This window comes from Novosphingobium sp. BL-S-24, assembly GCF_055521575.1.
Genome location: NZ_CM145487.1, coordinates 2,501 through 17,774, shown reverse-complemented (window position 1 = coordinate 17,774; position 15,274 = coordinate 2,501). Strand labels below are relative to the sequence as shown.

Here is a 15,274-nt window from a genome sequence, read left to right as displayed (position 1 = left end):
GATTATCCTGCCGGGCCTTTTGTCGTGTGTGCCGTGAATGGCGGCGGGGCTTATTCAGCCGCCTCCAGCCGCTGCACGGCCTGATGGCCCAGCAGGGGGAGCACTTCCTCACCGATGCGATAGGCCTCTTCAAGGTGCGGCGTCGCGGCAAGGATGAACGAGTCCGCGCCAAGGCCGATCAGTTCGTCCAGACGCGCAGCGACATTTTCGTAACTGCCCACAATGCCCAGCGCAGGGCCGGGGCGAAGCAGGCTGAAACCGCCCCATACGTTTGGTGATACGATCAGGTCACGATAGTCGCGCGCATCGGCGACGCCCAGCCCGGACAGTCGCTGGACACCCACGGAATCGCCGCGCCGTTCGCCGAATGCCTCACGGCTTTCCGATTTCACGTTGGCAAAGCCCAGCTCGATTTCGCGCCATGCCTCTTCCTCCGTCGGGCGGGCCACGATCTCTACCCGGATGGCGCATTTGATCGCTCGCCCGATCTCGGCGGTGCGCCGCTTCACCTGATCGAATTTCTGGGCTAGCTGGGCGAACGGTTCCAGCCACGACAGGTAATAGTCGGCATGACGCGCCGCCGATTGCAGCGCGGCCTCGGACGATCCCGAAAAGTAGATCGTGGGCAGATCCTCGGCAGCAAGGGCTGGTGGCAAGGCGCCGTTCTCGACTTGGTAGAACCGGCCCTTGTGCGTGAATGGCCCATCTTTCCATACGCCTTTCATGACGTCCAGAAACTCGGTTGTCCGGCCATAGCGGTCATCATGGTCGAAGGGATCGCCCCACCATCGCTGCGCGGGACCGCCCCCGCCGGTTATGATGTTGTAGACCACCCGCCCATTGGTCGCCCGCTGCAGGCTGGCGGACATCCGCGCCGCCCGCACCGGACTCAGGAATCCGGGCTGGAACGCGATCATGAAGCGGAACGCCTTGGTCGCCCGCGCCAGCGCGGCGGAGATGACCCATGGGTCGTCGGTCATGGGGAATGACGGCAGCAGCCCGCCAACGAAACCGGAAATTTCAGCGGCCCGCGCAATCTCGGCCATGTGGTCGATATAGCTGGTCCCGTCCGGTTCGCCTCCGACCAGACCGGGTGCCTGGTTGCCCGGCACCAACGGAGACCAGTCACCCCGGTTGAAGCTGCGCTCGCGAATGCTGCTGCTGCATCCATGGGTCGGGATGCGCCAATAGAAATCGATGCTCATGTCAGGGTCTCCTTCAGGCCGCTTCGGCGCTGGCGCGAACGCGGCCGATGATCTGTTCGCCGGCGATATGAACTTCCTGAATCTGGTTCGTCGCGGAGAGGACGGCAATATCAAGCCCGGCACGCGTCAGGTCGTTCAAGGTGGCGGCAATGTCATTATAGGTGCCCACTAGTGCGGACCCAGGAAGCTCTATCCGCTCACGCTCCACAGCCACGTCCGCGGCCTCCGCACGGGCGAGAATCGGCAGCCGCGCGGCGATCCGCAGGCCGGACGCAGCCTTGCGCGCATCGGCCACGGCATCCGCAAGCGCGCCGATCGGCGTCGCCTCGTCCAGCAGCAGAACGTCGGCATGAGGCAGCAATTCCCGGGCAGGTCGATCCGACTGACGAAGCCATACGGGCGGCCTCCTTCGCCCTTTCACCAGACTGCCAAGTCCTCCTTTTTCAACGATAAAATGGTTCCCCTCCTGATCGAAAGGACCATCGCCCCAGATGCCTTCCAGCAGCGTGACCAGTTCCTTCGCGCGTTCAGACGTGCTTTCCGGCGCGATGGAATCACCCGCCTCCAGACCCTGCGCCTGATCAATCAGCCAAGCCTGCCGATCCCCGGAAAACCGCTGCACACTCGACGCCATCTTGCCCTGATACACCGCCGAGGCCGACCCTGGCGCCACCGTGGTCACCAGCGCCAACCGCCGGGTTTCGCGCAAAAGAGTGCCGGTAACGATCCACGGTTCCTCACCATCCGCCTCATCGGGCACGACGATCCCGTCGAAGCCCGTCAGTTCGGCCGCACGGGCCACCTGGGTCAGATAATCATAATGGTTTATCTGCAACCGCCGGCTGGCAGCGTCACGCGTAGGCGCCCATGGACGATCCCCCTGCACCCACTCCGCCCGGCGGCGATCGACTGGAGACGACGTGGACAGATACCAATAAAAACTGAGCGCCATCAACGGCCTCCTTCGGTTAAAGGTTGGGAAGACAACAGGGCGGATCGCCGCCCAAACAGCCAAATCGGGACGGCAACCAGCGCCAGCACCGGAAGCCACGCCCCGAAAATGGCCTGAACCGGCATGACTTTGCTTAACAGGCCCCCTGCCAGTGCACCGCTGGCGGAACCGAGCATCTGAGAAAGCTGGTATACGCTTGATGCCTTGCTGCGGTCGCCGGGAAGACCGGCAAGCAGCACCATGTTGACCAGGTGTACCAAAGCCGCTCCCAATGAAAGCAGCACGCCGCCCATGATCAGACCTGACAGGCCATCTGCCGAAAAGGCAGCCAACAAGGCTGCGAGGGCGAGGACTAGGCCGATTGCGTAGGCCTGCCGTCTGCTCAAATACCGCAGTAAACGTGCACCGAAGAACAGGGCGGTGATGGTGACTATTCCGTCGATCAACAGGACATTCACTGCATCACGCGCAGTCAGCCCTGGAAGCGATGCGGCAACCAGAAAGATGAATGTCGCGAAAAGACTGGCTGTCGCACCGCTTACAAACTCGATGGAGCAGCTTTCAGACACATCCGGGTTGCGCAATAGCCGTGTGATCTGGCCGACGACGCCGATCCTATGACCATCTGCATCAGCCTCATCTTCCTTCTCCGGGAAAAAGGAAAGGCTGAACGCTGCCATGCCTCCAAACAAGACGGCGATGACAATATAGCACACCTGATAACTTGCCCGCGCGGTCATGAAAGTTGCGGCCGCCGGTCCGAGCACTGCCATCCCCAGCGTGAGCGAGGCGCGGTACCATCCCGCCTTGTGTGACCCGATGCGGCGTAATTGCCCCAGGAACGCGCTTGCCATCGACACGGTGCGGAATGGGATGCAGATCCCTACCGACAAGCGCGCAAGAGCAACCAGCCACCACTGTCCGGCCAGAGGCAACAGTAGGTACACGAACAACGGTCCCAGGCTGGCGACAGCATAGACCACCTTGGCCCCGTGCCGGGCAATGATAAAACCGGCGGGCACCGTCAGCAGCATCATGCCAATGGCTTCCATCGCGCCGATCACACCCATTTGAAAAGGCGTTGCCCCGATGCTGATCGCGAACAGCTGCGTTACGATGTTCGCCATTCCTATCGTAACGCCGCTTGTCGCTGCGAGCGAAAGGAAGCCGGCGATGGACACGTGAGTGGGTCCTGTTCCGACGCGCGATGAAGATGGGCCGTTTAGCATTCCCGCAGGCGAAGCATGGACCGTGCCACGCTCCAGAATCGCGGTCTCGACTGTTGATCAACTTCGGTATCTGCACCTGCCTGCGCAATTTTGCGCAATCGCCGTACAGATTTGCACAGCGGATCTACTGCGGTTTCAGAATACAGCCAGATCAGGCAGCTGGCATAGCACTTGCGTCGGGACGTGACGATCAAGCAGCTGCAAGGATATGACGCTGATGACGAACGACTTTGGGGGAGCGATAGATCGGATCTGGCTGATACGCTCTCCCGTGCCGGCGGCATCGAGTATCGCATGGTCACTGGGATTGCTCGATCGAGAGTTCGTGCCGAAAGGCATCGCCGTTGACTGGATACGCGAAGACAAGCTGCGACTGGTGGTGGACGGCGCCGAGCGTATGGCTTCCCGCCTGTTTCGCGAAGGTGGAAACATCCCCGCACTCGCTGCTCGGGCTTTGGGTGCGGATACACGGGTGATCGGCCTCACCTGGATCGATGAACGCCAAGCGGTCATGGTCCGACCGGGCTATCAGTTTATGGATCCCGCCCAATTGAAAGGCTTGCGGTTCGCGTTGCCCGGCTATGTCGCCACCAGAGGTCAATCCGTGGTTCGTGGAATGTCCCTGCACGGCATCAAAAGCGCCTTGGGGCTGGCGGGGTTGCAGCTTGACGACGTCCGCTTAGTGGATGTGCCGACGCCGCAGGTCGATTTTTCGGAACCACAGATGATGCAACGCATGTGGTCTGGCCTGCAATGGCTGGCTGACGGCCGCGTGGATGCTGTCTACGTCAAAGGAGCGGCGGCGGCAGAGGCAGCCCAGAAACTGGGGCTGGAAGTCGGTATTGATCTGGATGCCTATCCCAGCCGAATGACCCGCATCAATAACGGCACGCCGCGACCGATCGTCGTGCATCGCCACATGATCGAAAACCACTTCGATATCGTCGTGCGGTTCCTGCACCAGACCTTGCGCGCTGCCGACTGGGCGGCGGGCCATTTGCCGGAACTCATGCGCATTCTTGAGCGGGAAACTTTTGCCGGGCGGTGCGGTGTCGAAGCCGCATATCGCAACGGCTTCCATCGTTCGCTGCACCCCGATCTCTCTGCCGAGCGGATAGATATGCTGAGAGTGCAGGAGCAATTTCTACGTATTCACGGGTTTCTGGAACAGCCAGTCGATATCGATGCCTGGGTAGACGATCGGCCGCTGGCCGCCGCCCTTGCCCTGCGCGCCGAATGCCGCGCCGCCTGACTTTCACCGTATTCAGCAAGGACCTAACCTCATGACCGCATCCTTAATTCCTGCAGCCGTCGTCCAATTCGCCGAAGCTACCATCGCCGAGGCGGACAATGCCTTTACGGCATTCCGGGAAACCGGCACGATCACGGCTAACGGAACCGTTGGATTCATCGAGCGGGTGCCGGGCGAGAACTTCCTTGTCTCGGTAAATTACCCGGGCCCGTTCGATCGGAACAAGCCGCTGACGGCCGACATCTTCGATCTGGAGGGCAAGGTACATCAGGGCCAAGGGTTTGGGGCCTTGCGCTTTCTGTCCGTGTTTCAACAGCATGGAGACATCACGTCGCTTAGCCACGTTCACAGCCCGAATCTTGGCGCTTGGTCACAAACACACCGCAGCCTGCCTTTCACCTATGTACCAGTACAGCGCTTTCAACTGGCCCGCGAGATACCGATCTATATCGATCGACGGCAGGACGAAGACGCATTTATCCTCGAAACGCTGAAGATCAATCCGCGAACTCCCGCCATTCTCGAAGCAAACGGCGGGGCGACGGTGTGGGGCTGGAATGGCCTGCGTGCCCTCGCAGAATTTATCCTGCTGCTGGAAGAAGGCGCGGATATCGCCATCAGAGCCGAAGCCATTGGCGGATCACGAGATTTCGGACCAGGCGTTTTGCGTCAGCAATGGAAAATGAGCAAACTATTCGACACCGCTCTGCAGGAAGGGCTGCTGCCTGTTACCGATCGCTACTGACCGAAAGATTACCGCTTAAGGAGAAAAATGGGGGTGAAGGTAAAGCTTAGCTTGCCTGCACCCTATAATGTCTACTATTCCAATTGACAATGAGTCGGTGCCATTGTGCAGACGAAGGAGCACGGAAATGGCTGTAGCGAAAAAACAATCGGGAAGCCCGGGGTCACATTCGACCGGGCGCACGATCCTTTCTCTGGATCCGAACAACCCATCGATACCCGCCATCCGCGCGCGCGCCTTCGTTTTTTCTGACCCCCGCTCGCGAGCGCTCATACCCTTGATTGAACGTACGGCGCCTAGTGAAGCCACCGTTCTAATCGCGGGTGAAACCGGTACCGGCAAAGAGTTGGTCGCCCGTTATGTCCACGCCCTGAGCGACCGCAGCGACGGCCCGTTCATCGCGGTCAACTGCGGCGCATTTTCTGATACCTTGATTGAATCGGAACTTTTTGGCCACGAACGTGGTGCCTTTACCGGCGCGACCGACAGCCGCCCGGGTTGGTTCGAAGCCGCGAATGGCGGCACCTTGTTTCTGGACGAGGTTGGCGATTTACCGCACTCATTACAGGTCAAACTGTTGCGTGTCCTGCAAGAACGTGAGGTCGTGCGACTGGGATCGCGCAAGCCGATCGCGCTCAATGTCCGGCTCATAGCGGCCACCAACGTCGATCTCGCAAAGGCCGTTTCCGAAGGCAGGTTCCGCGAAGACCTTTTCTATCGCCTCAACGTGGTTTCCCTGCCGATTTTGCCGCTGCGCGAACGGCGTGCCGATATCCTTCCACTGGCGCGGCATTTCCTCGAGCTTTACGGCGCCAAAATGGATGCAGGGCGGCTTGAATTCACGGCTGGGGCTGAGGATGCTCTTTTTTCTCACGCCTGGCCCGGCAACATTCGCGAACTGGAAAACGCCGTCTATCGCGCCACACTGACATGCATCGACGGTCAGATCACTGACCTGGATTTGGCACTGAATGCGATGGACACCCGCGCAAACCCGCAAGCATCTGAACCGATCACAACGGAAGATCGACCGGTCATCACCGCCACCGATGAAGGTGTCGACATGGAGCTTCGCCTGACACCGCTGGTCGCCCGTTTTCTGGAAGAAAAACAGGACTCCCTCTTAGATCGGACGGTCGAGAACGTGGTGCGGACCGCCTTCAGTCGACACGAGTGCAACCAGATCCGAACGGCTGCGGCACTCGGCGTCACTCGAAACGTGCTGCGTACCCATCTGAAGAATTTTGGTCTGATCTGACATTTGTATGAGGGCGCGTTTGAGCCCGGGATGGATTTCTTGGGCTATTGAAATCTGCACACCGACTGTACGGACTTGCGCACCGGCAGTTTCGTAATTCCTCTTAATCATTGCTTTATATACATTTTCTGGAAATGGCACAGCAGTTGCTGAGTATCGTGAAACGGAAGTGCGGCCAAGCGAGCCATCAACTTTCGCCGTTCACGTTCGACTTTATTGAGGACTCAGCACGCCATGGCAATCAAGGTGCCCTATCACTTTCTTTCGGCACACCGCCTTTCCACTGCCAGCGCTCTGGCGATTGCACTTTCGATGTCCGGACAAGCCCACGCGGAGGCACCTGCGGATGACGCGGACGCTTCCGGCAGCGACGTGATCATGGTCACCGCCCAGAAGCGTTCGCAAAGCGTGCAGGACGTACCGGCTTCAGTCGTTGCGTTGGGCGGAGACGCTCTTCGCGATCGGCTGATTACCCGCGCAAGCGACATCTCACGGTTCGTTCCGAGCTTCAGTGCCGACACATCGGTAGGCAACTTGACGCCACGCTGGTACTTGCGCGGTATCGGCAACTCGGTGCCAGGCAACGGTCAAACCAGCCCGGTCGGGATTTATCAAGACGAAGTCTACGTCGGCATACCTGTGGCGCAGGCCTTCCCAATTTTCGATCTTGAGCGCGTCGAAGTGCTTAGCGGCCCACAAGGTACCTTATGGGGCAAGAATACTACCGCAGGCGCGGTCAATTTCATCTCACGCAAACCCGATTTCAATGCGAGTGGCTATGCGCGTGCTGAATATGGCAGCTATGGCTCGACCCTTCTTGAAGGAGCATGGGGCGGCCCGCTGAGCGACAAAGTGGCGGTCCGCTTCGCCGGTCACTTCCGCGACGACGACGGCTTTGCGACCAACCAGCACGACGGCACCCCGATGGGCAAGAACCGGGAAGCAGCGGCGCGCTTCTCAATCCTCGCCAAGCCCACAGATACACTGACCGCACTCTTGCGGGTGCAGTATCGCGACTACAAGAATGTCGGCGATATCATCTATCAGGGCCTCAATGCCACTGACGCTGCGGGCATTCCAGTTCCGCAAGGCTACAAAAACAATTCGTCCTTTGGCAACAGCGGCCAGGATCTGCGGCAACGGGGGGTGCAGTTGAACCTTGATTGGGACGTGGGTGTACTTCACCTCACGTCCATCACCGGATACAACGAATTCAAGCACCGCTCCGAACTTGGCACGCAAGTAAATCACGAAGGCACTCACACGTACAGCAGCCTGGATGCCAAGAGCTTCAATCAGGAAGTACGCCTTGCATCGCCCGATGAAGGGCGTTTGAAATGGATTGTGGGTGCGCATTACTATTACGAAAAGCTGAATTCCGAGGCCGTCACCGCGCTGCTTCCCAACAATGTGGGACTGCGACCCAGCTGGACCAATACGCAGTTTGTACAGTCCAATAACAGCTACGGCCTATTCGCCAATCTGACTTACGAGCCGGTCGACAATCTCGAGGTCATCCTTGGTGGCCGCTACACGTGGGAAGACAAGGCGATCGATCTCAACACGATCGGCACGGCGGCCGGTTCAGGCACCCTCGTCTTCCTCGATCAGGGCACCTTCTGGTCGCGCAATTCGGTCACCGGAACCGGGATCGCCACTCGCGCTGTCCAGGATACCAAGCGCAACTGGCGGGCGTTCACGTATGATGCGACGGTACGTTATTCGTTCAACAAGGACGTGAACGTGTATGCCAGATACGCCAAGGGTTTCCGCTCTGGCGGATTCAACCCTGGCGCCACGCTGCAAACGCAGGTCGCAACCGTCAACCCGGAATTCGTCAAGAGTTATGAGGTAGGCTTGAAGTCTGAATGGTTTGGTGGTCGGCTAACTGCCAACCTGGCGGCATTCTACAACGATTACAGCGACATTCAGGTCACCGTCATCCAATTGCCGCTCAGCCAGCTCTCCAACGCGGGCAAGGGATGGTCGAAGGGGGCCGAAGCGGTGATAACCGCTCGGCCGATCGACGCCTTGCGCTTGTCAGGAACACTTGGCCTGCTCGACACCAAGTATACCTCGTTCCCCAATTGCAAAGCGGGCGTCGATTGCTCGGGCAACCAGTTCGTCCGCGCCCCTCATGTAACTGCCAGCGTCAGTGGTGAATATACGTTCGATCTCGGTAACGATCACCAGATCGTAGCCGAAACCAATTGGTCATACCGTTCTCATCTCTATTTCAACGCCGGTACACAGACCGCTCCGCTGGAGCAGGGACCAAAGTGGCTGGGCAATGCATCGCTCAGCTACAAGCTTCCCAACGACATAAAGTTCTCTATTTTCGCCCGCAACGTCACCAACAGCCACGCTGCATCGACGATCATTCCGTCCGCCAACTTCGGCTACCTGAAGTACATCATCGAACCGCGCGTGTGGGGCGGTGCGGTATCGGTAAGCTTCTGATGCCGATCGATCGCAAGCGCCAACTCGTCCTCGGGGTCTTCCTGACGCGGCATGGGCACCACCCGGGATCCTGGCGCCTTCCTGGATCCCCGGGTGGCGGCGATCCGGACTTTCAATATTGGCTTCGCCTCACCCAGACCGCTGAGCGGGGCAAACTCGACAGCGTATTCTTCGCTGACTTCGTCGGGATGGGCGCGGATGACGTTCGCGGTATTGGTCGTCGCCCGGCTGGCGGAAGCTTCGAACCGCTCAGCCTTATTTCCGCGTTATCGGTCATGACCAAGAATATTGGCCTGATCGCGACGGTGAACACAAACTTCAGCCACCCTTACACTCTTGCCCGTCAAATGGCGTCCATCGACCACCTTAGCGGCGGCCGGGCGGGCTGGAATGTAGTCTCGTCGCTCTCACCGGGCTCGATCCGCACGTTCGGTGTCCAGGATCCTCTTGATCACAGCGGCCGATACGATCGGGCTGCCGAGTTCATCGCGCTGGCCAAGAAGTATTGGGATAGTTGGGATGACGGGGTTTTTAATCATCCCAACAAGCAGTCCGGCCAATACCTCGATCCGGCGTCCGTCCATCCGGTGAACCACCATGGGCGGCATTTCGATTCCGAATCGATTCTCGATATCGCCCGGCCGGTTCAAGGCTATCCAGTCTTCGTGCAGGCCGGAAACTCTGAGACTGGACGTGACTTCGCCGCTCAACATGCGGAGATGATCTACGCCGCAGCACAATTTGTAGACGATGCACGCGACTATTACGACGACGTAAAGAGCCGGCTGCCGAAGTTCGGACGGGCGACCGACCAACTCAAGGTAACGCCGGGCTTATCGTTCGCTATCGGCGCCACCGAGTCCGAAGCGCGCGAGAAGTTCGAAGCGTTGCAGGCGAAAGTGGATCTGACAGGTCCTATCGAACTGATCGGTGAAGACGTCAGCCATCTGCCTCTGGATGAGCCGATCCCCGATGACTACCCGGTCCCCGAAAATGGCAAGGGTCGGTGGGAACAGATCGTACGCCTGGGCAAGCGCGAAAATCTAACGCTGCGCCAGCTTGTGTTGCACTACAACGTCGTGCGTGGCCACCGCATCGTCATTGGCACCCCGACCCAGGTGGCGGATCAGATCGAGGACTGGTTTACCCAAGGTGTGGTGGACGGCTTCAATCTGATCCCGCCCCTCAATCCCGGCTTTCTGGAAGACTTCGTCGATCTGGTTGTCCCGCAGTTGCAGAAGCGCGGGATCTTCCGATCCGAGTACGAAGGCCGGACGCTACGCGAAAACCTCGGTCTCGATCGTCCGGCAAATCAGAATTCGAAACATTTGACGTCCGCCATTCCCGCTTTGTGATCGAAAGGAATACTCATGGCTACCCAGCTGGCTCCTACTGCTTCCGCCGCGCCAAGCGAGATATGGTTCACGCGTTGCCCGGTTCCCACCGCGACCGGCTTGGCATATAAGCTGGGCTGGCTGGACGAGGCCTTTGCAGCGGACAACGTTCCAGTCCGCACATTACAGCAGGCCACCCCTGAACTGGCGCTGCACCATTACGATCATCGGTTGCCTACCCTCATCCGTGAAGGCGGCAACATGCTGGCCATTGCCGCTCGCGCGCAGGGGGAGCCAACGAAGCTCATCGGCCTGACTTGGATCGAGGAAAGCCAGGTCATTCTGGTCCGGCCTGATTCCGGCATCACCAGCCCCGCGCACCTCAAGGGGAAACGGATTGCCCTGCCGGCCTGGACAGAGCACGAGATCCCAAGCCATGTAAGAGGCACCAGCATCAGTCGCGGCATGTCGTTCCTCGGGTATAAAGGCGCTTTGCATTCTGCCGGGCTGACTTTCGATGACGTGGATATCGTCGAGGTTGGCGGCACGATCCGCAACATCGGGGGTGCAGACCGCGAAAACCTGCCTGGACGTGGGGGACTGGACAATCTGTGGCCCATCGCCGCACTCACGTCGGGATTGGTCGATGCCGTCTATGTCAAAGGCGCGTCGGCGCTGGACAGCGCACGGGAAGCGGGCGTAATCGTAGGCATCGATCTGGATGCGCTGCCCGACCGCCGCTTTCGCGTGAACAATGGCACGCCCCGGCCTATTACTGTACATCAGAGCTTGATCGACAATCACTTTGATTATCTGGTTCGTTTCTTGGAAGTGACGTTGCGAGCAGCAGATTGGGCAGCGCAAAACGTCGCCAAGGTCCACGAAATTCTTCAGGCAGAAACGCGCGGTAGTGTCGAAGCCGTAACCAAGGCTTATGGCGCCGATTTCCATACGACCCTCCACCCTACGCTTGACGAGGAAAGGCTCACCTTGTTCGAGCTGCAGAAGAAGGCGCTTGGGCTGCATGGTTTCCTGGAACGCGACTTCTCATTATCCGAGTGGGTCGATCGCCGACCGCTTGAAGCCGCGTACCAAAACATAGCAGCGTCAAAGGAGGGGGCAGCGGACTGACTGTTTTCCTAATTTGCTCTTCTGCTGGCCGGCCCGCAATCTCTGGAAGACGCGGGCAGATTTCCCTCGCAGCCCAATCGCAATTCGGTATAGGCGCCCGCGGCTTTGGCTTTTGCCGCTGCGAGTGCAAGCGCCGGTACGTCCGTATCGATGCCGATGACACGCGCATTGGGCTGTGGTTGCTTGATCATCATGGCGAGGGATCCGGCGCGCAGCCGACGTCAACGATCGTCGCGCGTCGCCTGCGCGCGAGATGGCGGTGTTTGCGTTAAACGACATACGCCGCCCCAGGGAGGCCCTGGGGCGGCGTATGTCGCCGGTATTGTTGGTTGCGGGGGCAGGATTTGAACCTGCGACCTTCAGGTTATGAGCCTGACGAGCTACCGGGCTGCTCCACCCCGCGTCACCGTTTTGGGCTGATTTTGGTCAGCCGTGTGTATTGTGTGCGTCTGTGTGTGACGCAAAAAGGGGGCGTTGGCCCCCTTTTGTTGTTTTGTCATTGTGATGGGTTTTTTGTGCGAGTTTGCGCCGGCTTCAATGCCTGGCGACGTCCTACTCTTCCGACGCTTGAGCGTAAGTACCATTGGCGCTGTCAGGTTTCACGGCCGAGTTCGAGATGGGATCGGGTGGGTCACTGACGCTATGGTCACCAAGCAATGGAGCTGGCGCAAGTCGCATTTTAATCGATGTGGTATCCCGTGCGTATTTCAGATGTGTGTGTTTCTGGCTGGTTGATCGTCCGCCATCGGATTTCCCTGTTTTGAGCAGGGTTGTCATTGATGGTGGGATTCTCAAGCATGATCAGAGTTATTAGGACCGGTTAGCTCCATGGATTACTCCACTTCCACACCCGGCCTATCAACGTGATGGTCTATCACGACTCGAAGATACCTAATCTTGAGGGAGGCTTCCCGCTTAGATGCTTTCAGCGGTTATCCCGTCCATGCATAGCTACCCTGCTGCGCGGCTGGCGCCACGACAGGTACACCAGAGGCATGTTCATCCCGGTCCTCTCGTACTAGGGACAACTCCTCTCAAGTATCGACGCCCACGGCAGATAGGGACCAAACTGTCTCGCGACGTTCTGAACCCAGCTCACGTACCACTTTAATTGGCGAACAGCCAAACCCTTGGGACCTGCTCCAGCCCCAGGATGTGATGAGCCGACATCGAGGTGCCAAACGATTCCGTCGATATGAGCTCTTGGGAATCATCAGCCTGTTATCCCCGGCGTACCTTTTATCCGTTGAGCGATGGCCCTTCCACGAGGGACCACCGGATCACTATGACCGACTTTCGTCTCTGCTCGATTCGTCAATCTCGCAGTCAGGCAGGCTTATGCCATTGCACTCTTGCAGCCGGTTTCCAACCGGCCTGAGCCTACCATCGCGCGCCTCCGTTACTCTTTAGGAGGCGACCGCCCCAGTCAAACTACCCGCCACAGAGGGTCCCTGAACCGGATAACGGTTCGAGGTTAGACATCAGAACATAACAGGGTGGTATTTCACCTATGGCTCCACGACAGCTGGCGCCGTCGCTTCAAAGCCTCCCACCTATGCTACACAATTCTATCCTAATGCCACTCTGAAGCTGCAGTAAAGGTGCACGGGGTCTTTCCGTCTAACCGCGGGTACTCCGCATCTTCACGGAGAATTCAATTTCGCTGAGCATATCCTGGAGACAGTGGGGAAGTCGTTACGCCATTCGTGCAGGTCGGAACTTACCCGACAAGGAATTTCGCTACCTTAGGACCGTTATAGTTACGGCCGCCGTTTACCGGGGCTTCAATTCGGAGCTTGCACTCCTCCTCTTAACCTTCCGGCACCGGGCAGGCGTCAGACCCTATACGTCGTCTTGAAGCCGACTTAGCAGAGTCCTGTGTTTTTGCTAAACAGTCGCTACCCCCTGGCCTGTGCCCCCCACGAGTGCTTGCGCATACGTGGGGCCTCCTTCTTCCGAAGGTACGGAGGCAATTTGCCGAGTTCCTTCAGGATACTTCTCTCAAGCGCCTTGGTATACTCTACCTGACCACCTGTGTCGGTTTCGGGTACGGTCTATACGGTGGGGCTATTTCCTGGAACCTCTTCAAAGCCCGACCAATCCAATAAGGTCGGACAATACACGAGATCCGTCACACACCACCAGGCCCACGAATATTAACGTGGTTCCCATCGACTACCCCCTTCGGGCTCGTCTTAGGGGCCGGCTCACCCTGCTCAGATTAGCTTTAAGCAGGAACCCTTGGTCTTTCGGCGAGAGGGCATCTCACCCTCTTTGTCGCTACTCATGTCAGCATTCGCACTTCCGATACGTCCACGACCCATTACCAGATCGCTTCACTCGCCTACGGAACGCTCCGCTACCGCTCAGATCAAAGATCTGAACCCTAAGCTTCGGTGCATCACTTTAGCCCCGTTACATTTTCGCCGCAGGAACCCTTATTTAGACCAGTGAGCTGTTACGCTTTCTTTAAAGGATGGCTGCTTCTAAGCCAACCTCCTGGTTGTTTTGGGATTCCCACATGCTTTCCCACTTAGTGATGACTTGGGGACCTTAGCTGTAGGTTAGGGCTGTTTCCCTTTTGACGACGGACCTTAGCACCCGCCGTCTGTCTGCCGGATAAGTCTCGTTGGTATTCGGAGTTTGGTTAGAATTGGTAGATCTCGCGACCCCCGCATCCATCCAGTGCTCTACCCCCAACGGCATACATCCGACGCTCTACCTCAATAGATTTCGCGGAGAACCAGCTATTTCCCGGCTTGATTGGCCTTTCACCCCTAAACACAACTCATCCGAGAATTTTTCAACATTCAACGGTTCGGTCCTCCAGTGCGTGTTACCGCACCTTCAACCTGGTCATGCCTAGATCGCCGGGTTTCGGGTCTAATACACCATACTCCATCGCCCTATTCAGACTCGCTTTCGCTGCGCCTACACCTAACGGCTTAAGCTTGCATGGTACATTAAGTCACTGACCCATTATGCAAGAGGTACGCTGTCACCCCCTAAAGAGGCTCCAACTGCTTGTAAGCATTCGGTTTCAGGTACTGTTTCACTCCCCTCATCGGGGTGCTTTTCACCTTTCCCTCACGGTACTTGTTCGCTATCGGTCATGTACGAGTATTTAGGCTTGGAGGGTGGTCCCCCCATGTTCAGACAGGATTTCACGTGTCCCGCCCTACTCGAGTCTCATCTCATCGTTTTCGCATACGGGGCTGTCACCCGCTACGGCCACTCTTTCCAAAGTGTTCTGCTAACTGAAAGATGAGCACTGGCCTGGTCCGCGTTCGCTCGCCACTACTAACGGAATCTCGGTTGATGTCTTTTCCTCCGGGTACTTAGATGTTTCAGTTCCCCGGGTTCGCTTCACCAAGTCTATGTATTCAACTCGGTGATACCTTATCCACCTCACTCAAAGACTGATCACTCAACCTCTGAGAGAAATGGTGAAGGTGGGTTTCCCCATTCGGAAATCGTCGGATCAAAGTTTGCTCACAACTCCCCGACGCTTATCGCAGCGTGCCACGTCCTTCTTCGCCTGTACATGCCAAGGCATCCACCAAATGCTCTTACCTCACGCTTGAGAATCCACACCATCAATGACAACCCTGCATAGAGGCGTCACCGTTTACAGGTGCGGACGATTATCTCAGCCAGATTTACATCTGTAATAGTGCGCCATCGTGTACCCACCGACGTCCGGCAGAT

Annotated in this window: 10 protein-coding genes, 1 tRNA gene and 2 rRNA genes; 6 read left to right on the top strand and 7 right to left on the bottom strand. The window is 58.0% G+C overall.

Features of this window, described 5'->3' with window-relative positions; genetic code table 11:
- Positions 1–50 precede the first annotated feature (50 nt).
- The 3 genes from ACZ1JM_RS00080 to ACZ1JM_RS00070 are packed head-to-tail and all read right to left on the bottom strand — an operon-like array spanning position 51 to position 3,338.
- Complete coding sequence (locus ACZ1JM_RS00080) at positions 51–1,205, bottom strand: LLM class flavin-dependent oxidoreductase (RefSeq protein ID WP_465132069.1); 1,155 nt, start codon at positions 1,203–1,205, stop codon at positions 51–53.
- 13 nt (positions 1,206–1,218) lie between these two features.
- Positions 1,219–2,157: an LLM class flavin-dependent oxidoreductase gene (locus ACZ1JM_RS00075; RefSeq protein WP_465132068.1), complete on the bottom strand. Its 939-nt coding sequence runs from the start codon at positions 2,155–2,157 to the stop codon at positions 1,219–1,221.
- Positions 2,157–3,338, bottom strand: coding sequence for an MFS transporter (locus tag ACZ1JM_RS00070; protein WP_465132067.1), 1,182 nt, complete (start codon positions 3,336–3,338; stop codon positions 2,157–2,159). Before ACZ1JM_RS00070 ends, ACZ1JM_RS00075 begins: the two co-directional genes overlap by 1 nt.
- 265 nt (positions 3,339–3,603) lie before the next feature.
- Between ACZ1JM_RS00070 and ACZ1JM_RS00065 the strand changes: the two genes are divergently transcribed.
- The 6 genes from ACZ1JM_RS00065 (at position 3,604) to ACZ1JM_RS00040 (ending at position 11,566) form a co-directional block, all read left to right on the top strand.
- Complete coding sequence (locus tag ACZ1JM_RS00065; protein WP_465132066.1) at positions 3,604–4,638, top strand: ABC transporter substrate-binding protein; 1,035 nt, start codon at positions 3,604–3,606, stop codon at positions 4,636–4,638.
- Between the two features lie 31 nt (positions 4,639–4,669).
- The gene (locus ACZ1JM_RS00060; protein WP_465132065.1) at positions 4,670–5,383 is read left to right on the top strand and encodes a class II aldolase/adducin family protein; all 714 of its coding nucleotides are present in this window, start codon (positions 4,670–4,672) and stop codon (positions 5,381–5,383) included.
- A 127-nt stretch (positions 5,384–5,510) separates the two neighbouring features.
- Entirely contained in the window at positions 5,511–6,641 is a 1,131-nt protein-coding gene (locus ACZ1JM_RS00055; protein WP_465132064.1) for a sigma-54 interaction domain-containing protein, read from the top strand.
- 234 nt (positions 6,642–6,875) lie between these two features.
- Complete coding sequence (locus ACZ1JM_RS00050) at positions 6,876–9,101, top strand: TonB-dependent receptor (RefSeq protein WP_465132063.1); 2,226 nt, start codon at positions 6,876–6,878, stop codon at positions 9,099–9,101.
- On the top strand, positions 9,101–10,456 hold the full coding sequence (locus ACZ1JM_RS00045) for an LLM class flavin-dependent oxidoreductase (RefSeq protein WP_465132062.1): 1,356 nt from the start codon (positions 9,101–9,103) through the stop codon (positions 10,454–10,456). The genes ACZ1JM_RS00050 and ACZ1JM_RS00045 overlap by 1 nt, the downstream gene beginning before the upstream one ends.
- Before the next feature lie 15 nt (positions 10,457–10,471).
- Positions 10,472–11,566, top strand: coding sequence for an ABC transporter substrate-binding protein (locus ACZ1JM_RS00040; protein WP_465132061.1), 1,095 nt, complete (start codon positions 10,472–10,474; stop codon positions 11,564–11,566).
- Positions 11,567–11,574: 8 nt separating this feature from the next.
- Here the strand turns inward: ACZ1JM_RS00040 and ACZ1JM_RS00035 are convergent, their stop codons facing one another.
- The 4 genes from ACZ1JM_RS00035 to ACZ1JM_RS00020 form a co-directional block, all read right to left on the bottom strand.
- Positions 11,575–11,760 carry a hypothetical protein gene (locus tag ACZ1JM_RS00035; RefSeq protein ID WP_465132060.1) on the bottom strand — a complete coding sequence of 62 codons (186 nt, stop codon included), beginning with the start codon at positions 11,758–11,760 and terminating at the stop codon, positions 11,575–11,577.
- Positions 11,761–11,892: 132 nt separating this feature from the next.
- A tRNA-Met gene (locus ACZ1JM_RS00030) sits at positions 11,893–11,969 on the bottom strand.
- A 136-nt stretch (positions 11,970–12,105) separates the two neighbouring features.
- Positions 12,106–12,220, bottom strand: a 5S ribosomal RNA gene (rrf, locus tag ACZ1JM_RS00025).
- A gap of 136 nt (positions 12,221–12,356) precedes the next feature.
- Positions 12,357–15,149, bottom strand: a 23S ribosomal RNA gene (locus tag ACZ1JM_RS00020).
- Between the last annotated feature and the right edge of the window lie 125 nt (positions 15,150–15,274).

Bases quoted from the DNA above. Each gene is read 5' to 3' on its own strand.
- ACZ1JM_RS00045 (WP_465132062.1), top strand. From the start codon at position 9,101: ATGCCGATCGATCGCAAGCGCCAACTCGTCCTCGGGGTCTTCCTGACG.
- ACZ1JM_RS00040 (WP_465132061.1), top strand. From the start codon at position 10,472: ATGGCTACCCAGCTGGCTCCTACTGCTTCCGCCGCGCCAAGCGAGATA.
- ACZ1JM_RS00050 (WP_465132063.1), top strand. From the start codon at position 6,876: ATGGCAATCAAGGTGCCCTATCACTTTCTTTCGGCACACCGCCTTTCC.
- ACZ1JM_RS00055 (WP_465132064.1), top strand. From the start codon at position 5,511: ATGGCTGTAGCGAAAAAACAATCGGGAAGCCCGGGGTCACATTCGACC.
- ACZ1JM_RS00080 (WP_465132069.1), bottom strand. From the start codon at position 1,205: ATGAGCATCGATTTCTATTGGCGCATCCCGACCCATGGATGCAGCAGC.
- ACZ1JM_RS00075 (WP_465132068.1), bottom strand. From the start codon at position 2,157: ATGGCGCTCAGTTTTTATTGGTATCTGTCCACGTCGTCTCCAGTCGAT.
- ACZ1JM_RS00035 (WP_465132060.1), bottom strand. From the start codon at position 11,760: ATGATGATCAAGCAACCACAGCCCAATGCGCGTGTCATCGGCATCGAT.
- ACZ1JM_RS00060 (WP_465132065.1), top strand. From the start codon at position 4,670: ATGACCGCATCCTTAATTCCTGCAGCCGTCGTCCAATTCGCCGAAGCT.
- ACZ1JM_RS00065 (WP_465132066.1), top strand. From the start codon at position 3,604: ATGACGAACGACTTTGGGGGAGCGATAGATCGGATCTGGCTGATACGC.